We start from the raw sequence: 18217 nt of genomic DNA, 5'->3' as shown, positions 1-18217 counted from the left end.
CACTGTGGACCTCCGTGGCGGCGTGGCCGGCGGTCGCGGTGCGGTCCTACGCCGAGGTCATGTCCACAGAACGGCGATGAAGACGTTCGCCACGGTCAGCAGCCCCACCAGTGCGAACAGGCGCTTGTCGACCTTCTCCTCGTCCCGCTTCACATAGACCAGCCCGAGGATCACGATCAGCAGCGCCAGCTTCACGCCGATCTTGATGTTGTCGACGGACTGGTCGTCCGCCTGATTGAGGCCGACGAGGATCACCCCGGTGACCAGCATGGTCAGCGCGCCGTGCAGCATCGCGGGCACGAACCGGGCGGCACCTTGGCCCATCGCCTTCATCTGGGTGAGGAAACCACCGAGCAGCGCGGCGATACCGATGATGTGCAGGCCGACGAAGAGGTGGATGAGTACGTCCATGGAGCCGGAGCCTAATCAGCGCCGCGAAACCACCCCACACCGCCCCACTCACTCCTCCGCCCTCGCCCATCCGACCTGACTCGCCCCCCCTCACTCACCGTCACCGCCGAGTGGCCCCCTCAGCGTCCGCCGCTCGCTCCCGCCTCCTGGAGCGCGCATATATGCGCCCCATAGCACCCCATCACCCCCACCGTTCCCGGAACCGCCACATCGGTCAGCACCCCATGCGAACCCGACGCCGCCGTCCCGGAATCACGCTCACTTACGGTCACCACCGGTCCGCTCCCGGCACTTCCGTACAACGCGTTACCGAACCGTCACAGTGAGGTTTAACGTCCTTCACCAGGTGACCGGCTCCCCACCGCCGCCCGGGCCAGGGGCGGCAGTCGGACACCACCGCCGAGAAAGTCCGGCGGCGGCCCGCTCCCCCTGTGTGGGCCGTCGCCGGACGCGTATCCCGCCCCCGGCGGCCGTACGTCCGCTCCCCAGGCGCTCGTGCGTCCACCGCTCCGCCCGGGGCGTCGTGCGTCCGCCTCCCACGCGGACGCACGGGACGAGGCGGTCGTACGAAAGGACGTGCAGTCCACGTGGCAGCGCACCGAAAGCCCCGTCAACGCTCGGTCGGCGGCAGTACGGCCCGCACGGCATGGACGATCGCCCTGGCGGGCGCGGCGACGGCGACGGGCTTCGACGGAACCGGACACGCGGAGCCACGACCGACACCGGAGCAGGTCAAGGCGAAGGTGGAGAAGCTGTACCAGGAGGCGGAGGTCGCCACCGAGAAGTACAACGGCGCGAAGGAGCAGGCGGACACGGCACAGCGGCGCATCAGGACACTGCAGGACGAGGCCGCCCGCCGAACCGCGAAGCTCAACTCGGCTCGGGACACCCTGGGTTCCATGGCTGCGGCCCAGTACCGCGACGGCGGCCTCGACCCCGCCCTCCAGCTCGCCCTCTCCGACGACCCCGACCGCTACCTGGACTCGGCGGAGTTCGCCGAACGCGCCGGCAACCGGCAGGCGACCTCCGTCGCGAGCGTCCGCAACCAGCTCCGGGAGATCGAGCAACTGCGCGGGGCGGCACGCGTCGAACTGACCTCGCTCAAGTCCCGCCAGGCCGAACTTCGACGGCACAAGAACACGATCACCGGCAAGCTGGCCACGGCCCGGGACCTGCTCGCCCGGCTGACCGCCGAAGAGCGGGCGCAGCTCCAGGGCAGTGGAACGGACCGCGCCGACCGCTCCTTCGCCGCCCGCGAAGCCCTCACGCCCTCCGGCTCCACCACGACCCATGCCCCCAACGCACGCGCCGCCGCCGCCATTTCGTACGCCTACTCCAAGCTCGGCAGCCCCTATGTCTGGGGCGCGACCGGCCCGGACGCCTTCGACTGCTCCGGCCTCACCCAGGCCGCCTACCGCTCGGCGGGAGTCTCTCTGCCCCGCACGACCTACTCCCAGATCGACGCCGGCCGCCGCGTCGCCCGCTCCGAACTGCTCCCGGGCGACCTGGTGTTCTTCTACTCCGGCATCAGCCACGTCGGCCTCTACATCGGCGACGGCCAGATGATCCACGCCCCGAACCCCTCGGCGCCGGTCCGGATCGCCCCGCTCGACGAGATGCCGTTCGCCGGGGCCACGCGGGTGGCATGAGGGGTGAACCGGGCCGGTCCCAGGGCAGGACGGGCTCAGACCAGGCGCCGCGCCGTCGCCCACCGTGTCAGCTCGTGCCGGTTGGACAACTGGAGCTTGCGCAGAACCGCCGAGACATGCGACTCGACCGTCTTGACGGAGATGAACAGTTGCTTGGCGATCTCCTTGTAGGCGTAGCCACGGGCGATCAGGCGCAGCACCTCGCGCTCGCGCTGGGTGAGCCGGTCGAGGTCCTCGTCGACCGGCGGCGCGTCCGTCGACGCGAACGCGTCCAGGACGAACCCGGCGAGGCGCGGCGAGAACACCGCGTCGCCCTCCTGGACGCGGAAGATGGAGTCGATCAGATCGGTGCCGGTGATCGTCTTCGTCACGTATCCGCGGGCGCCGCCTCGGATCACGCCGATGACGTCCTCGGCCGCGTCCGAGACCGACAGCGCGAGAAAGCGGACCGGCTGCTCGGTGTCCGCCATCAACGGGGCGCAGCGGCGCAGCACTTCGACCCCGCCGCCCCCGGGCAGGTGCACGTCGAGGAGGACCACCTCGGGACGGGTCGCGGTGATGACCGTGACCGCCTGGTCCACGTCCGCGGCCTCGCCGACGACCTCGACGCCGGTCTGCTCGGTCCGGCCGATCTCGGCCTGGACGCCCGTACGGAACATGCGGTGGTCGTCGACGAGGACCACGCGCACATGCCGGTCGCCCGTGCTCCCGCCGGTCGACTCCACGGGCTCGTTCGCCTCGGTCGGCTCGCTCATGACGTCTTCTCCGCCCTCTCCATCTCCAGCTCGACCTCCGTGCCGCCGCCGGGTACCGCCCGGAGCCGGGCCGTACCGCCGTTGCGCTCCATGCGGCCGATGATCGATTCTCTGACACCCATGCGGTCGGCGGGTATCGAGTCGAGGTCGAAGCCCGGACCGCGGTCCCGGACGGACACGAAGACGGTCTTCCCCTCCACCTCGGCGTAGACCTGCACGGCGCCGCCCTCGCCACCGTACTTGGCGGCGTTCACCATCGCCTCGCGCGCGGCCTGCATCTGTGCCGCGATCTTCTCGTCGAGCGGACAGTCGCCGACGACCACGACCTCTATGGGGACGCCGTGCTTGTCCTCGACCTCGGCCGCGTTGCGCCGGACCGCGTCGGCGAGGTCGGTGGGTTCGTCGGCCTCGTCCTTGCCGGTGCCCTCCGGTTTGTACAGCCAGGTGCGCAGGTCGCGCTCCTGGGCGCGGGCGAGGCGGCGGACCTCGCTCGCGTTCTCCGCGTTGCGCTGTATCAGGGTCAGGGTGTGCAGGACCGAGTCGTGGACGTGCGCGGCGACCTCGGCGCGCTCCTGAGCGCGGATGCGCATCAGGCGCTCCTCGGACAGGTCCTGGGTCATCCGGACCAGATACGGGCCCGCGAGGAGCGTTATCCCGACGAGGACCGCCAGGGCGGCCTGCAGGACGGAGCCGAGGTGGGCGGCGGAGCCCTGCAGGACGAAGATGCCGGAGACGCCGGCCGTGACCAGCACGACGCCGGCCGCGGCACGCAGCAGGGTGAGGGTGCGCCGGCGTCGGCCCACCTCCATCCAGCGGGCCCGGCGGGCGTTGTCCGCCTGGCGCCAGACCAGGGCGACGCCCGCGCCGACGAGCACGGCGGGCAGCAGGTACGCCTTGGCGCCGTTGCCCAGGTCCACGCTGCCGACGAAGATCATCGCCACCACGACCATGAGGAGCAGCGCGACGATCTGTCCCCTGTCCGGCTTGCGGGCGACGAGTCTGCGGCGGCCGTCGGCCGCGGTCTCGGTGGCGAAGGGGGACGGCCGGTGCGCGTCGACACCGCCGAGGCCGAGCGGCACGAAGAACCAGAACGCGGCGTACAGCAGCGCACCGAGGCCGTCCGCCATGAAGAGGCCGACGAACACCAGGCGCACCCAGATGACGGGCAGGCCGAGATGCCCGGCGAGCCCCCGCGCCACGCCCCCGAGCCAGCGTCCGTCGCTGCTGCGGTAGAGCTTGCGCGGCGGCCGCGGTTCGGAGAGGGGCGCTGCTGCGGCTTCCGGCATGTCATCGATGTTCACACGGCCGGCCGAGCGGAGCATCAGGGTCGATCCCCTAGACGCCCCTGATCTTCGGGGCGGGTCGACTCGAACGCTTCCCCCGCACCTGCCTCAGGGCCGATATCAGGGTCCGACCAGGGTCGTTCCGACTCCCGTCGAGCCGACCCGCCCGTCACCATGGACACATGACAGATCACCAGCCCGCCGCGGACTCCGTGCCCGAGCCGGACGCCGTGCCCACCGCGGGCACCGCGTCCGGCGCGGCGTCCGCGAGCGCCGCGGGTGAGGAACCGCGCGCGCACCGGGACGCGGGGGCGGGAGCGCCGGCGGGGGCGGGCCCACTCGACCCGCCGCACAGGTTCCGCCGCGACCGGCGGTACAAGACGCTGGCCGGTGTGTGCGCGGGCCTCGGACGGCAGTGCGACATGGACCCGGTGATCTTCCGGATCACCCTCGCCGTGCTCTCCGCGACCGGCGGCATAGGCCTCCTCTTCTACGGCTTCGCCTGGCTCCTCGTCCCTTACGACGACGAGGACGAGAACGAGGTGCGCAAGCTGCTGACGGGCCGCGTGGACGGCCAGGCGCTGACGGCCGTGCTGTTCGCGCTGATCGGCTGCGGCGTGTTCCTGACGATGCTGAGCAACGGCGGTGTGCTGGCGTTCGCCGTCGTCCTGTCCGTCCTGCTGGCGGGCGCCGGGTACTGGTCGCGGAATCGCGGCACCCCCGATCCCGACCCGCTGGCCGCCCAGGCCGTCGCCGACGCCCCGCCGGAGGCCAAGGCGCCGCCGGTGCCCGCCGCCTACCCCTCGTGGTGGCGGGACCCGATCGTGAAGGACGGCACGCACGAGGGCGGTACGGGATATCTGTGGGGCCCTCGTGACTCGCGCGACCGGGACGTCGCGGCCGCGGTCACCATCGGTCTCGGCGCGACATGGAGCAGCCGCGAGGAGCTACGCACCCGCCGCCCGTCCTCTCCGAAGCCGCGCGGCCCCCGCTGGATCGGCGGATGGGTGTTCCTGCTGGCCCTGCTGGCGGGCGCCCTCGGCACGGGCGCGACCTGGGAGGACCGTTCCCTGGGAGCCAGCCTGCAGACGGGGCTGGCCTGCGCGCTGCTCGTCATCGGCCTGGGCATAGCGGTGAGCGCGTTCGTGGGCCGTACAGGAGCGGGCTCCGTCTTTCTGGCGATCATGACCGCGGGCCTCCTGGCCGCCTCTGCGGCCCTGCCCGGGGACATCGGCACCCGCTGGATCGAGCGGAGCTGGCGGCCGGCGGCCGTGACCGACGTCCGCCAGAACTACGAGCTGGGCACCGGTGTGGGCACCCTGGATCTGACCGGGGTGCCGTTCACCGAGGACGGGACGGTCACCACGCGGGCCGACGTGGGCGTGGGCCGGCTGAAGGTGATCGTCCCCAAGGACGTGACCGTGAGGCTGAACGTCGACGTGGGGGTGGGGGACATCCAGTTGCCGGGCGACGACAAGCGGGACGTGGACGTGGCACCGGGCAAACGCAAGGAGCTGACCCTGACACCGACAGCGGGCACCAAGGAGGCGGGCACACTGGACCTCGATCTCAGCGTGGGCGTCGGACAGGCGGAGGTGAGCCGTGCTGCGTCATGAGTTCCAGCCCGGGAGGCTGGTCGCCGGCGCCTTCCTGACCCTGGCCGGGATCGTCTATGTCGGCGACGCGGGCGACGCCTGGGAGACCCCGTGGTTCGTGGTGATCCCGCTGGTGGTCGGCGGCCTGTTCCTGGCAGGCACGGTCGGACTCCTGAGCCGGGGGATACGCAGACGCCGCGGCCCGAGCCCCACACCCGTCGCACCGCCCACCGACCCCCGCCCGGACGCACCTCGCTGACCGGCGAAGCTCCCCCCATGCCCCCGCCCCCGGTCGTCCGGCCGACGCGAGCTAGCGGTAGCCTCCGGCCCGCTGCCGTCGCCGGGAACGGAGTGCGGCATCGACGGACAGCATGGGGGCGCCCGCCAGCACCAGGGGCAGCCAGGCCATCAGGTAGGCGAGGTCGTTGCCGTAGTAGTACGGATCGGAGGCCCAGCTCACGGTCAGCCAGAGACTGAGCGAGATGAGCGCACCGCCGAGCGCCGCCAGCCGGGCGAACAGCCCGATGAGCGTGCCGATACCGACGGCCAGCTCGCCGAAGGCGATGGTGTAGCCGAAGGCGACGGGGTTCTTCAGGGCCATGTCGACCAGCGCGGGGATGGCAGAGGAGTCACGGACGGCACGCATCATGTCGCCGATCGACCCGGAACCGGCGTCCTTCATGAAGGCGCTGTCGGTGAGTTTGTCCAGGCCGGCGTAGATGAAGGTGACGCCGAGGAAGACGCGGAGCGGGAGGAGGGCGTAACGGGTGGCGGTGTCCCGCCAGCCACGGCCGCCGTCGAGGGGCGGGATGTGCGTATCCATATGCATACGGTGAGTCATCGCCCCTAGCCGCCTCTCGCCCGCCGTGCCGTGACCCCTCAAAAGAACGACACGTACGCAGTGACTGCGCCGCTCAACAGTTCAGACCCGTATTGTCCGACCCGGACCGTCGGGGGGAAACCCCGCGGGGACGCCGGAGACGGGCCACCGCGGGCACCCGGCCGGCCTCGCCGCCGGGGCAGGCGGCAGGGCGGGGGCAGACGGCACACGGCAGACGGCACACGGCACACGGCACACGGCACACGGCACACGGCACACGGCACACGGCGACAGTCACTCCGTCACATCGATCGCGTACCCGTTCGTCTCCACCCCGGCCGCGGTGACCACCCGCACCTCGACCCGCCCCGGCTCCACGTCCGCCGGCACCGGCACCCTCAGCACCGCGTCCGTGGGGTTGCTGAAGCCTCCTGCCACCGGCACCAACGGCACATGCACATGGACCGCCCCGATCCGCACCACCATGCGCGACAACCGGTCCGCGGTCTGCGCCCCGGGCGGCACGAACCCGGCGCCCCGGATCTCGATGTCGTCCCCGGTGCGGATGGGTGCGTCCAGGTCCCCCGCCTCCCGCGCCCGCACCACCGAGAGGATCACCGGCCGGCCGCCCTCCGCATACTTACCGGCCAGGTACGTCGCCGCCGAGATCAGCACCACCGCCGCCAGCCCCCACGGCAGATCCGGCAACTGATCCGGCCGCCGGCCCAGCCGCACCGCCGCGAACAGCAACCCGACCCCGCCGATCACGACGTACTGGATGTCCGCGAACGTGCCCCGTCCCGCGTCGTCCGTCAGCAGATCCGCCGCCCGGGGCCGATCCGCGCGCACCTTCTGCAGACGCTGCCCGAGCACGCGCACCCCGACCACCCGCCGCACCAGGACGGCGATCGCGCAGACCACGGCGAGCACGGTGACCACACCGGCGCCCCGCCCCAGTTCAAGCCCGGCGATCAGCGCGTCGCGCTCCTCGTGCCCGGACGCCGCGGCCAGCCGCCCCACCAGCACCAGCACCGCATAGGCGAGGAACAGCACCCACGCCCCGGCCATCGCACGCGAGGTGGACAGCCGGTTGTCCTCACCGATGACCGGCGCCAGCACACCGCCCCGCGCCCGGTGGAACCACGACGCCGCGGTGAGCGCGCCGGCCGTCACCAGCGCCGCCAGCAGCCCGGCCGTACGGGCCGGCGTCCACCCCGCCCCGATCGCCGTGAGCGCCTGCACCAGCAACAGCACCACGACCAGCAGCCAGACGACCGACGTCGTACGCCACCACAGCCGCGCCAGCCACACCGCGCTCTCGGCCCGCCCGCGCTCGGCGACCAGCTCCGCCGACTGCGTCAGCTCCTCGGACACCCACTGCCGGGAGGCCGACGCCGAGTGGGCGACCGCGGCGGGAAGGCCCTGCCCCGCCGCGAACTCGTCCCGCTTCAGCAGGAACTCCGCGACCGCCCGCCGATGTCCCGCACGTGCCCCGTGCGGACAGTGCCCACAGGTGCAGCCGCCCCCGTGCACGCCCATCGCCGTGCCACCCTGCCCAGCCTCCTGCACCGCCACGCCCGACGCCCGCCTTCCCCGCGACCTCATACCCTCATGACCTCACGGCCCTCGTGGCTTCCCGCCCTTCGAGCCCTTGCACTTTCACACCGCGGGGTCCGACGACACGACACCCCGAAGACCCTCACGACCCCACCGCTTCATGGCCTTATAGCCCGTACGGCCCCACGGTCGACAGCCCGTCTCGTATACCGGCCACCGGTCACCGCGGCGGCCGCCCCGCCGCCCCGGTCCGCTGACACCGCTCCACCGGCAACTCCCGCACGACGCCAGCGAATTGTGCCCTATGTCATCCCCTCCGCGCCCCGCAGGCCCACCCTGCGCGGGTGAAGGAAGAATCCACCGTGTTGACCCGACTGCGAGAATTTCCCCATGGCCGAGATCATCCAGCGCGACGGGACCTGGGCCTTCGACGGCACCACGGTCCGGATCACGCCGGGACTCCACCGCTCCGTGCCACTGTTCCGGCAGACGTACGGGGAGATCGCCGTACCCCTGGAGGCCGTGGCGAGCGTCGCCTTCGAACCCGAGCGCAAGCGCGGCCGACTGCGTATGCGGCTGCGGGAGGGCGCCGACCCGCTCCTCCAGGCCACCGGAGGCCGCCTCCCCGACGCGGCGGATCCGTACCGGCTGACGGTGGACATCGACCGGGCCGGAGTCGCCGAGTACCTCGCCGAGGAGATCCGCCAGGCGCTGCTCCTGGACCGGATCCCCAGGGAAGCGACCAGGACGTACCTGCTGCCCGGCCCGCCGGTCCCCGTCTCCGTGCGCTCCTCCGACGGTACGGTCTCGTTCGACGGCACCCAGGTGCGCATCGACTGGTCCGAGACCTCCGACCGGGTCAAGCGGGCCACCGGCCCACGTGTCATCACCATGGGCGACCTCGTTCAGGTCTCATGGCTGCCCAACACCCCCCACGAGGACGGCTTCCTGCGCTTCGTGACCCGCGAGACCGCGTCCTCGCAGCTGCCGCCGGAGAAGGACCCGTACGCCCTGGACCTGTGGGGCAGCGCCCGCCGCGACCTGCTCACCGCCCTGGTCGCCACCGCGGTCACCGCCCGCCTGCCGCACCCCTCCACCCGCCCCGGCCCCGGCGACCCCGAGGCGCGGAACGGCCGCCGCCGACCGGCCGCCGCCGTCCCGCCCCCGGCCGACCATCACGACGTTCTGCTGCGCCGCCTGAGGGAGTTGGGCGAACTGCACCGCGACGGCGTACTCACGGACGAGGAGTTCGCGAGGACGAAGGCGGTCGTCCTGCGCGGCTTCTGACCGAGGCGTCCGCGCGCCTCCACGCGGCGGTTCCACGGCGTTCACGGACGCTCAGCTCAGCAGGTCCGGCTCGCTGCGGCTGACGTCCTGCCACAGCGGCTGGTAGTTGATCCAGGCCACCAGATCCCCGCCCAGCTGCTCCCGCGTGGCCACCGCCTGCCGGTGCTCGATGAGCACCGGACGCCCCGCGGCCCGGGCGGTCAGCTGGACCTGGCAGGACCGTTCCATCGACAGGAACCACCAGGCCGCCGCGTCCACCGAGTCTCCGACGGTCAGCAGACCGTGGTTGCGCAGGACGAGCCCCTTGTGCGAGCCGAGTGCGGCCGCGATCCTGCGGCCCTCCTCGGCGTCGACGGTCACGCCCGAGTAGGCGTCGTAGAGCGTGTGGTCCTCGTAGAAGGCACAGCTCTCCTGGGTGATCGGGTCCAGCAGCTCCCCCAGCGCCGCCAGTGCCCGCCCGTGCACCGAGTGGCAGTGCGCGACGGCGACGACGTCCGGGCGGGCGGCGTGGACCTGGGAGTGCACGGTGAAGGCCGCCTGGTTGACGTGGTAGCGGCCGTCGATCACCTGGCCCTCGGAGTTGGCGAGCACCAGGTCGCTGACGGTGACGTGCTTGAACGGCATCCCGAAGGGGTTCACCCAGAAGCAGTCGCTGAACTCGGGATCGCGCGCGGTGATGTGCCCGGAGACCCCGTCCTCGAACCCGAGCCGTCCGAAGATCCGCAGCGCGCCCGCGAGCCGCTCCTTGCGGTGCCGGCGCTCGTCCTCGACGGACTCGTGCATCGGCGGCATCGCGAACCGCAGCTGGTCGGTGGGCAGGGGCGGTGGCGGAGTGGGCCCGAGGGGCGTCCCGTGCATGCGTCGTCCTTCGGCGCTGGGTTTGCGGTACGGGGCGGAAGTTACCGGCGGTCAGCGCAGGAGAACAGAGCCGTTCTGTAAAGATGCCGCGCGTAACACGGCGGAAGTCCCCGCTCGGCCGCATACCCGACAGCGGATGTCGGGTATCGGCGCCACACTCACGGTATGACAGCGAACTGGGCAACCTTCACCGAGGCGGAACCCGACCTCGCCCGCACCGTCGAGGACCGTTTCGGCGCCTTCACCCACCACGTCCTCGCGACCCTCCGCAAGGACGGCTCCCCGCGCACCACCGGTCTGGAGGTGCGCTTCCTGCACGGCGAGCTGTGGCTCGGCATGATGCCGGACTCGCTCAAGGCCCTCGACCTGCGTCGCGACCCCCGCTTCGCGCTCCAGGCGAACCCGGGTGAGGGCACCACGATGGGCGGCGGGGACGTCCGGATCAGCGGGCGGGCGATCGAGGTCGAGGACCTGGAGACGAAGAAGGCGTACGGACAAGAGGTGGAACCGCCGGAGCCGTTCCACCTCTTTCGCACCGAGTTGACGGAGGTCGTACGGACCTACGTCGAGGACGACACGTATCTGGTCGTCCAGGTCTGGAAGCCCGGAGAGCCGGTGCGCACGCTCAAGCGGACCTGACGGGAGTGACTACTCCCACTCGATGGTGCCCGGGGGCTTGCTGGTCACGTCGAGGACGACGCGGTTGACGTCCCGCACCTCGTTGGTGATCCGGGTCGAGATCTTCGCGAGCACGTCGTACGGCAGCCGCGACCAGTCGGCCGTCATGGCGTCCTCGGAGGAGACCGGACGCAGGACGATCGGGTGGCCGTAGGTGCGGCCGTCGCCCTGGACGCCGACGGAGCGGACGTCCGCGAGCAGGACCACCGGGCACTGCCAGATGTCCCGGTCCAGGCCGGCCGCGGTGAGCTCCTCGCGTGCGATGGCGTCGGCCTCGCGCAGCAGGTCCAGGCGGTCCTTGGTGACCTCGCCGACGATACGGATGCCGAGCCCCGGGCCCGGGAACGGCTGGCGCTGGACGATCTCCTCCGGCAGGCCGAGTTCCTGGCCGACCATCCGGACCTCGTCCTTGAACAGCTTGCGCAGCGGCTCGATCAGCTTGAACTCGAGGTCCTCGGGCAGGCCGCCCACGTTGTGGTGGGACTTGATGTTGGCCGTGCCGGTGCCGCCGCCGGACTCGACGACGTCCGGGTACAGGGTGCCCTGGACGAGGAACTCGACGGCCGGACCCTCGTCCGCGATGATCTCGGCCTGGGCCTGCTCGAAGACCCGGATGAACTCACGGCCGATGATCTTCCGCTTCTCCTCGGGGTCGGAGACCCCGGCGAGCGCCTTGAGGAACCGCTCCTCGGCGTCCACGACCTTCAGCTGCACGCCGGTCGCGGCCACGAAGTCCTTCTCGACCTGCTCGGTCTCGCCCTTGCGCATCAGGCCGTGGTCGACGTACACGCAGGTCAGCTGGGAGCCGATGGCCTTCTGGACGAGGGCGGCGGCGACGGCGGAGTCCACGCCGCCGGACAGGCCGCAGATGGCGCGCTTGTCGCCGACCTGCTCGCGGATGGCCGCGACCTGCTCCTCGATGACGTTGCCGGTCGTCCAGTCCGGGGTGAGCCCCGCGCCCCGGTACAGGAAGTGCTCCAGCACCTGCTGCCCGTGCGTGGAGTGCATCACCTCGGGGTGGTACTGGACGCCGTACAGCTTCTTCTCGTCGTTCTCGAAGGCGGCGACCGGGACGACGTCCGTGGAGGCCGTCACGGAGAAGCCTTCGGGGGCGGCGGAGCAGGCGTCACCGTGGGACATCCACACGTGCTGCTCGGCCGGCGTGCCCTCGAAGAGGGTGGAGGACGACTTCGACACGTGCAGATCCGTACGGCCGTATTCACGGGCGCCGGTGTTGTCGACCGTCCCGCCGAGGCTCTGCGCCATCAGCTGGAAGCCGTAGCACATACCGAAGACGGGGACGCCGGCCTCGAAGATCGCGCGGTCGAGGCGGGGGGCGCCCTCCTCGTACACGGACGAGGGGCCGCCGGAGAGGATGATCGCCGCCGGGTTCTTGGCGAGCATCTCGGCGACCGGCATGGTGCTGGGCACGATCTCGCTGTAGACCCGGGCCTCGCGGACGCGACGGGCGATGAGCTGGGCGTACTGCGCACCGAAGTCGACGACCAGGACGGTGTCGGGGGCGGCGGCGGCAGCGGGGGTCGCTGGTGACACGGGAGCCTTCCGGCGGTGGGGCGGGGTCTCTGTGCTGGCCAATTCTACCGGGGCGCTCCGCCGGGTCGGGCGGGCGCGTTTCCCGGGGCCGGGAAGCGGGCCGGCGGGAAGCCGTTGCCGGCCCGTCTCAGGATGCGAACCGGGTTGGACGTCACCGAACGACCCGGCATACTGACCGCATGCTCACGCACCCGACCTTCGTCTTTACCTATGGCATCCGGCCCGCCGGCTGCCATGGTCGTGCTGCTTGAGCAACTGACAAGCGACTTCCCAGGCGCCCCGGGCCGACAATGCCCGGGGCGTCTGCCGTTCTCCGGGTCCTGTCGCTCCGGGGCACCTCCCCATCCACGAGGAGCCCCGAAATGACCGCCATCGACGTGACCGGCGCCCGTACCACCGAGGCCGCGGACGTGATCACCGGTGCCCGTGAACGCATCGACGCCCTGGACGACCGGATCATCGGGCTGATCCAGGAACGCATGGCTGTCTCAGCCGTCATCCAGGAGGCCCGGATCACCTCCGGCGGGCGGCGCGTGAACCTCTCCCGGGAGATGGAGGTCCTCAACCACTACAGCGAGGCGCTGGGCAAGCCCGGCACGACCCTCGCCATGACGCTGCTCGAACTGTGCCGCGGTCGCATCTGAGTTCGGGGCTCCCCTCACCCGTACGGCGCGTGACGCCTCCCGGCCGCCTTCGTTGGTACCGGTGTCCGTGCCAGCCAGGGGCGGGCCCGAAAGAACCACGCGTGGCTCACTGGAGCGATGAGGCGTACGGATCACCCGTGCGCCGTGGGACCTCGCTCCAGGCAAGTGACCGGACGGCAGGGGACAGCAGCCCGGTCACTCAAGAGAAGGTCGGCTCCGGGGACGCCCGGGGCCGACCGGCGGAACGGTAAGAAGACGTGCATAGTGCAAGAAGACGTACAAGGCTGGGTCAAGCGGTTGCGGTGACCGCGGCCATCGAGCACGATGCGTAGAAAGCCCCGGGTCCCGCCGGGCAAGTCCCGCCACAGACAACTGCATTGCCTTCCGCCCCGCGGTGCGCCGCCGCACTGCCAGAGGTCGAGACCGCTCGTGCGCGCCGAGTGCGCCGGGGCGCCGACCCGGGGCACGGAGGGCTCGAAGGCCAGCGGCGCAACCCCCCGGCGCCGCATCCCAGGCACCGACGCTGCCCTGACGTCGGTGCTGACGAAAAGAAGGGCCCCGCGGCCTCCGCCTGCGGGGCCCTTCTCATGTCCGGGCGGCTCACCCGGCGGCTCGGACGCGTGTGTGTGCGGGGTTCCGGACGGCCGGGCGCGAGCGGTGCGGGGCCGGTCGGGTTACGGCCGTCCGGGCGACGTCGGCACGTGCCCCGCGTCAGGTGCGCGTGAGGGTGCCGCAGTCCGGCCCGGTCCCGTCCAGCCCTCTGCTGCGGTCGTACGGATCGACCTCGTCACCGGAAGGCCGGGGGTCGGCGGCCAGGTCGGCCCGGAACCTCGGATGGATGAAGCCGTCACCCGTCCTGCAGGCGTCGTTGCCGATCTCGCTGCTGAGGTCGAACACCCGGATGCGCCCCTCGGTCGCCTGGTACTCGGCGGGGTCGACGGCGTACACCTCGACGGCCCGTCGGACGATCGTGCGGGTGACCTCCTCGCCGCCACCGGCCTTCGCCACCGGGTAGACGAAGGTGTAGTCACCTCGCACGAGGACCCGTCCCCGCTCGTCGCCGTCGGGTTCGACCGTCATGCGGCCGCGCACCTTCACCTCACCCACGAGTTCGACCTCGTCCGGGTCGAAACGGGTGAAGTACCACTTGGGGTCGTTCTCGGCGGAGGGGCGGCGCAGGCCGGACCGCAGCCGGGCGAGGTAGTCCTCCGCCAGCGGGTCGAGGAGTCCCAGCGCGGTCTTCGGTTCGGCGCCGTACAGGACCTCGCGGTCGAGGTTGGAGGCGACGAGGAACCGCTTGGTGAGCCGCAGCGCCGTCCCGATCCGTGCGGCGGAGACCCCGCGGAGAGCCTTGGCCCTGGGCACCTCGATGGCGTCGGCGCCGCCGGCCCAGCGTTCGGCAGGGGAGCCCGCGAAGGGCCGGGCGCGGGTGGGGGTGCCCGGCCCCGCGGAGGGCGGGGCGGTGGGGGCGGCGGTCTCCGCGGCGAGCGGTGACGCGGCCGGGGCCTGCGCTCCGTCCGCGGCGCCGAAGGGGTCGCCTGGGACCAGGGAAGGCCGCACCGCCACCACGGCGACCGCGACGGCGACGGTCACGGCGAGGGCCGCCCACAGTTGCCGGTGCCGGGCGGACCGCCGGCTCGTCTCTCGCCGGTCGGGGCCGGTACGCCACCCGGACGGAAGTTCCCCGCGGGCGTCCTGCCGGCGAAGCCGCTCGGTCACCATCCGCGCTCGCGCGGACGGCTCCTTCGGCGCCGAGGCGCGGATGTCCCGCTCGCTGTCCCGGACGAACTTCTCCCAGACGTCGTCGGGTATCGACGACGCGGACGGCCCCGCCCCTTCCTCGGAAGCGGGCCCGGAGCCTTCTGGCGATCTGTCGGCCACGGTTGTGTACGCCCTCTCTCGGTCTGCTGCAGGGCAGCTGAGCGTACGTCAGGCCTCTGACAGGGCTCCGGCATCCGTAGGGCGCTTTGTGACGTAGGACACATAAGAATTCTGTTAGGCGAGGCACAACCTTTCACAGCGGTCACTGATCAAACCCTGCGAACCAAGGGCCACACCCGCGCCCCACACGCGGAGGCCTCCCTTACGCGTGTTGCGAGTCGCAGCACTCCGGACTTTCTGAGGTCTTCATGAAGCTTCGCCGTGCACTGGCCGCCGCAGCCACGACGGCCGTCATAGCGCCGCTCGCGCTGCTGTCCGCGCCGGCCGCGTTCGCCACGGACGACGAGACGACGGCGCCGACGACGGTGGAAACCACGCCGGCCGACCAGGAGCCGACGGCTCCGGCCGAGGACGAGACCACCGCCCCGGCCGACGAAGAGACGACCACCGCTCCCACCGACGAGGAGACCGTTCCGGGCGACGACACCCCCGGCGACGACGAGACCACTCCCGGGGACGACGAGACCACCGCCCCGGCCGACGACGAGACGACCCCGTCCGAGGAGGAGAGCAGCCCCGCCGCGACGCCGTCGCCGAGCGCGAGCGAGAGCGCCCCCGAGGAGGTCGACTTCTGCGAGGACGCGGACGAGGACTCGGTCGGTCTCAGCGAGGACCTGCGCAGCGGCCTGTCGGGCCTGCCCGAGACGATCGTCGCCGGCAGCGGCTGGACCGGCTTCTCGTTCGACGTCTCCAACTCCGGCGACCAGGACATCAAGGGCATCAAGCCGCTGATCGGCGTCGCCGCCGTCGGCTGGGACGAGAACGACTACTCCGGCCAGATCACGGTCCAGGTCTTCGACAAGGCGTCCGGCTCCTGGCAGACGCTCGCCGACGCCGCCGGTGAGGGCGCGACCTTCACCGCGTTCTCGCTCGACGCCGGTCAGTCGACCTCGTTCAAGCTGCGGCTGAGCGTCAGCGGCAAGGTGCCCGACGCCATCGGCATCACCGGTGGCTTCGCGCAGTACTCGGACGCCGACGGCTGCTGGATGGCCGACGACCCGAACGGCTGGATCTACTTCTTCGACATCCTCGCCGCGGGTTCGGACCCGGGCAACCCGGACGACGCCAAGCCGCAGACCGGTGGCAGCAAGCCGATCTCCGACGTCAACGAGGTCGACGTGGACGGCGAGCTCGCCCACACCGGTTCGGACTCCAACCTGCCGATCATCGCCACCGTCGGCGGGGTCGCCATCGTCGCCGGTGCCGGCGTGATGTTCGCGATGAAGCGTCGTCGCAGCGGTGCCGAGGCGTAAAGCCTCGCCGAAGCTCGACGCGAGACGGAGAAGGACCTGCGCTCGGAGGGGGGCGCAGGTCCTTTTTCCGTGGGTCGTCAGGGCGACAGGGACGCCGCCTACTGCTTCGCCTCCTTCTTCGGTGGCATCGCCGGCATCCCCAGGAACGGCAGCCTGAGCGCGCCGAACGCCTCCGCCGGGACCGCCGGGGACTTCGGCTCGACCGGCTTGAGGCGCTCGTACGCCGCTCCCTGCGCCGGACGCGGATCCGCCTCGCCCTTGTTGGGCCAGTACGCCATGGCCCGCTCGGCCTGCGCGGTGATCGTCAGGGAGGGGTTCACGCCCAGGTTGGCGGAGACCGCCGCCCCGTCGACGACCGAGATGCCGGGGTGGCCGTACAGGCGGTGGTACGGGTCGATGACGCCGGTCTCGGGGGAGGAGCCGATCGGGCAGCCGCCCAGGAAGTGGGCGGTGAGCGGGGTGCCCATCAGCTCACCGACGTTGGAGCCGGCGAAGCCGTTGATCGACTCTGCGATCGCCGACGCGCCCTGCGAGGCCGCCTTGATCTGCTTGGGGTTGGGGGAGCCGTGACCCTGGCGGGCCGTCAGCAAACCCTTGCCGACCCCGTCCGGCTTCAGGTACGTCGTCAGCGAGTTGTCCAGGGACTGCATCACCAGGCCGATGATGGTCCGCTCCGACCAGCGGCGGTTGGACAGGGAGCGCAGGACCAGCAGGGGGTGGCGGGCGGCGTTCGCCAGCCAGGCCCCGGCCCGCGAGCGGCCCTCGGCGTAAGGGACCTGGAGGATCGACAGGCCGCCCATCGAGTTGGAGCCCTTGCCGTAGCGGACCGGCTCGATGTGGGTGTTCTCGTCCGGGTGGATCGAGGACGTGATCGCCACTCCGCGCGTGAAGTCCACCTTCGCCTCGCCGGTCGCCTTGCGGTAACGCCGGTTGTCGGTCTGGGCGCCGACCAGCGCCTCGGAGTTGGTGCGGGTCAGCTCACCCAGCCTCGGCGAGATGTACGGCAGCTGACCGCCCGCCTTCATCCGGTGCAGGAGCGTCTGCGTGCCGTACGTGCCCGCCGCCAGCACCACCCGGCGGGCCTTGAACAGCCGGCCCCTGCCCTTCTTCCCGCGGCCGGTCGGCAGGGTCGCCACGGCGTACCCGCCCTGCGAGTCGTCCGTGACGGAGACGACCGTCGTCAGCGGGTGGACGACCGCACCCGCCTTCTCGGCCAGGTAGAGGTAGTTCTCGTTCAGCGTGTTCTTCGCACCGTGCCGGCAGCCCGTCATGCACTCGCCGCACTCGGAGCACGCCTTGCGCGACGGGCCCGCCCCGCCGAAGTAGGGGTCGGCCACCTCCTCCCCCGGTCTGGCCCTCACCGTCCCCTCGGCGTCCTTTCCGTCGCCGAAGAACACGCCGACCGGCGCCATGTGGAAGGTGTCGCCGACGCCCATCTTCTCGGCGGCCGCCTTCAGGTGGACGTCGGACGGGGTCATCGTCGGGTTGAGCCGTACGCCGAGCATGCGCTGGGCCTGGTCGTAGTACGGCTTCAGCTCCTCCTGCCAGTCGGTGATGTCACGCCACTGCGGGTCCTCGAAGAAGGGCTTCGGCGGTACGTAGAGGGTGTTGGCGTAGTTGAGGGAGCCGCCGCCGACGCCCGCTCCGGCCAGCACCATGACGTTGCCCAGCAGGTGGATGCGCTGGATGCCGTACATGCCGAGCCTGGGGGCCCAGAGGTAGTTCTTCAGGTCCCAGGAGTTCTTCGGGAGGGTCTCGCGGGTCCAGCGGCGGCCGGCTTCCAGGACGCCTACGCGGTAGCCCTTCTCGGACAGGCGGAGTGCGGTGACCGACCCGCCGAACCCCGACCCGACGACGATGACGTCATAGTCGTACCCGGAACCGTCGTCCTGTTCGTGGGCAGAGTTCTCCTGTGACACGTGCTCTCCTCGT

16 protein-coding genes are annotated in these 18217 nt (G+C 71.5%); 7 read left to right on the top strand and 9 right to left on the bottom strand.

What is annotated here, in order from left to right; genetic code table 11:
• Positions 1-57: 57 nt before the first annotated feature.
• The gene (locus ACWCPI_RS06900) at positions 58-411 is read right to left on the bottom strand and encodes a hypothetical protein (protein WP_451037077.1); all 354 of its coding nucleotides are present in this window, start codon (positions 409-411) and stop codon (positions 58-60) included.
• Positions 412-998: 587 nt separating this feature from the next.
• On the opposite strand from ACWCPI_RS06900, the gene ACWCPI_RS06895 reads away from it, so the two are divergent.
• Positions 999-2060, top strand: a complete 1062-nt coding sequence (locus tag ACWCPI_RS06895; protein WP_451037076.1) for an NlpC/P60 family protein — start codon at positions 999-1001, stop codon at positions 2058-2060.
• 35 nt (positions 2061-2095) lie between these two features.
• Here ACWCPI_RS06895 and ACWCPI_RS06890 read toward each other — a convergent pair whose 3' ends face one another.
• Complete coding sequence (locus ACWCPI_RS06890) at positions 2096-2815, bottom strand: LuxR C-terminal-related transcriptional regulator (protein WP_451037075.1); 720 nt, start codon at positions 2813-2815, stop codon at positions 2096-2098.
• Positions 2812-4137: an ATP-binding protein gene (locus ACWCPI_RS06885; RefSeq protein ID WP_451037074.1), complete on the bottom strand. Its 1326-nt coding sequence runs from the start codon at positions 4135-4137 to the stop codon at positions 2812-2814. Before ACWCPI_RS06885 ends, ACWCPI_RS06890 begins: the two co-directional genes overlap by 4 nt.
• Positions 4138-4280: 143 nt before the next feature.
• Here ACWCPI_RS06885 and ACWCPI_RS06880 point away from each other — a divergent pair, with 143 nt between their 5' ends.
• Positions 4281-5714, top strand: coding sequence for a PspC domain-containing protein (locus tag ACWCPI_RS06880; RefSeq protein ID WP_451037073.1), 1434 nt, complete (start codon positions 4281-4283; stop codon positions 5712-5714).
• Positions 5701-5952, top strand: coding sequence for a hypothetical protein (locus ACWCPI_RS06875; protein ID WP_451037072.1), 252 nt, complete (start codon positions 5701-5703; stop codon positions 5950-5952). Before ACWCPI_RS06880 ends, ACWCPI_RS06875 begins: the two co-directional genes overlap by 14 nt.
• Positions 5953-6003: 51 nt before the next feature.
• Here ACWCPI_RS06875 and ACWCPI_RS06870 read toward each other — a convergent pair whose 3' ends face one another.
• The gene (locus tag ACWCPI_RS06870) at positions 6004-6534 is read right to left on the bottom strand and encodes a DoxX family protein (protein WP_451037071.1); all 531 of its coding nucleotides are present in this window, start codon (positions 6532-6534) and stop codon (positions 6004-6006) included.
• A gap of 273 nt (positions 6535-6807) precedes the next feature.
• Positions 6808-8088 (bottom strand): hypothetical protein, encoded by a 1281-nt coding sequence (locus ACWCPI_RS06865; protein ID WP_451037070.1) that lies wholly within the window; start codon positions 8086-8088, stop codon positions 6808-6810.
• Between the two features lie 372 nt (positions 8089-8460).
• Here ACWCPI_RS06865 and ACWCPI_RS06860 point away from each other — a divergent pair, with 372 nt between their 5' ends.
• Positions 8461-9357 (top strand): DUF4429 domain-containing protein, encoded by an 897-nt coding sequence (locus ACWCPI_RS06860; protein WP_451037069.1) that lies wholly within the window; start codon positions 8461-8463, stop codon positions 9355-9357.
• 51 nt (positions 9358-9408) lie between these two features.
• On the opposite strand, the gene ACWCPI_RS06855 is transcribed toward ACWCPI_RS06860, so the two are convergent.
• Positions 9409-10215, bottom strand: coding sequence for a class II aldolase/adducin family protein (locus ACWCPI_RS06855; protein ID WP_451037068.1), 807 nt, complete (start codon positions 10213-10215; stop codon positions 9409-9411).
• A gap of 165 nt (positions 10216-10380) precedes the next feature.
• Between ACWCPI_RS06855 and ACWCPI_RS06850 the strand changes: the two genes are divergently transcribed.
• Positions 10381-10854, top strand: a complete 474-nt coding sequence (locus ACWCPI_RS06850) for a pyridoxamine 5'-phosphate oxidase family protein (protein ID WP_451037067.1) — start codon at positions 10381-10383, stop codon at positions 10852-10854.
• A 9-nt stretch (positions 10855-10863) separates the two neighbouring features.
• Here the strand turns inward: ACWCPI_RS06850 and guaA are convergent, their stop codons facing one another.
• A complete protein-coding gene (gene guaA, locus ACWCPI_RS06845) occupies positions 10864-12447 on the bottom strand; it encodes a glutamine-hydrolyzing GMP synthase (protein WP_388809470.1) in 1584 nt (527 codons plus the stop codon).
• Positions 12448-12737: 290 nt separating this feature from the next.
• On the opposite strand from guaA, the gene ACWCPI_RS06840 reads away from it, so the two are divergent.
• Positions 12738-13091, top strand: coding sequence for a chorismate mutase (locus ACWCPI_RS06840; protein WP_451037066.1), 354 nt, complete (start codon positions 12738-12740; stop codon positions 13089-13091).
• Positions 13092-13802: 711 nt separating this feature from the next.
• Here ACWCPI_RS06840 and ACWCPI_RS06835 read toward each other — a convergent pair.
• Positions 13803-14972 carry a hypothetical protein gene (locus ACWCPI_RS06835; protein ID WP_451037065.1) on the bottom strand — a complete coding sequence of 390 codons (1170 nt, stop codon included), beginning with the start codon at positions 14970-14972 and terminating at the stop codon, positions 13803-13805.
• Positions 14973-15220: 248 nt separating this feature from the next.
• Here ACWCPI_RS06835 and ACWCPI_RS06830 point away from each other — a divergent pair, with 248 nt between their 5' ends.
• Positions 15221-16285 (top strand): LPXTG cell wall anchor domain-containing protein, encoded by a 1065-nt coding sequence (locus ACWCPI_RS06830; RefSeq protein ID WP_451037064.1) that lies wholly within the window; start codon positions 15221-15223, stop codon positions 16283-16285.
• Between the two features lie 98 nt (positions 16286-16383).
• On the opposite strand, the gene ACWCPI_RS06825 is transcribed toward ACWCPI_RS06830, so the two are convergent.
• On the bottom strand, positions 16384-18204 hold the full coding sequence (locus ACWCPI_RS06825; RefSeq protein WP_451037063.1) for a GMC oxidoreductase: 1821 nt from the start codon (positions 18202-18204) through the stop codon (positions 16384-16386).
• Positions 18205-18217 lie beyond the last annotated feature (13 nt).

The sequence above is a fragment of the Streptomyces sp. NPDC001920 genome (genome assembly GCF_053594495.1).
Note: the sequence above shows the minus strand (reverse complement) of the source record. Positions and strands in the feature narration are given on the sequence as shown.

What these genes read in the sequence shown, in the direction of transcription:
- ACWCPI_RS06830 (WP_451037064.1), top strand. Translation starts at nt 15,221, where the DNA reads ATGAAGCTTCGCCGTGCACTGGCCGCCGCAGCCACGACGGCCGTCATA.
- ACWCPI_RS06890 (WP_451037075.1), bottom strand. Translation starts at nt 2,815, where the DNA reads ATGAGCGAGCCGACCGAGGCGAACGAGCCCGTGGAGTCGACCGGCGGG.
- ACWCPI_RS06840 (WP_451037066.1), top strand. Translation starts at nt 12,738, where the DNA reads ATGCCCGGGGCGTCTGCCGTTCTCCGGGTCCTGTCGCTCCGGGGCACC.
- ACWCPI_RS06900 (WP_451037077.1), bottom strand. Translation starts at nt 411, where the DNA reads ATGGACGTACTCATCCACCTCTTCGTCGGCCTGCACATCATCGGTATC.
- ACWCPI_RS06850 (WP_451037067.1), top strand. Translation starts at nt 10,381, where the DNA reads ATGACAGCGAACTGGGCAACCTTCACCGAGGCGGAACCCGACCTCGCC.
- ACWCPI_RS06860 (WP_451037069.1), top strand. Translation starts at nt 8,461, where the DNA reads ATGGCCGAGATCATCCAGCGCGACGGGACCTGGGCCTTCGACGGCACC.
- ACWCPI_RS06880 (WP_451037073.1), top strand. Translation starts at nt 4,281, where the DNA reads ATGACAGATCACCAGCCCGCCGCGGACTCCGTGCCCGAGCCGGACGCC.
- ACWCPI_RS06855 (WP_451037068.1), bottom strand. Translation starts at nt 10,215, where the DNA reads ATGCACGGGACGCCCCTCGGGCCCACTCCGCCACCGCCCCTGCCCACC.
- ACWCPI_RS06870 (WP_451037071.1), bottom strand. Translation starts at nt 6,534, where the DNA reads ATGACTCACCGTATGCATATGGATACGCACATCCCGCCCCTCGACGGC.
- ACWCPI_RS06885 (WP_451037074.1), bottom strand. Translation starts at nt 4,137, where the DNA reads ATGCTCCGCTCGGCCGGCCGTGTGAACATCGATGACATGCCGGAAGCC.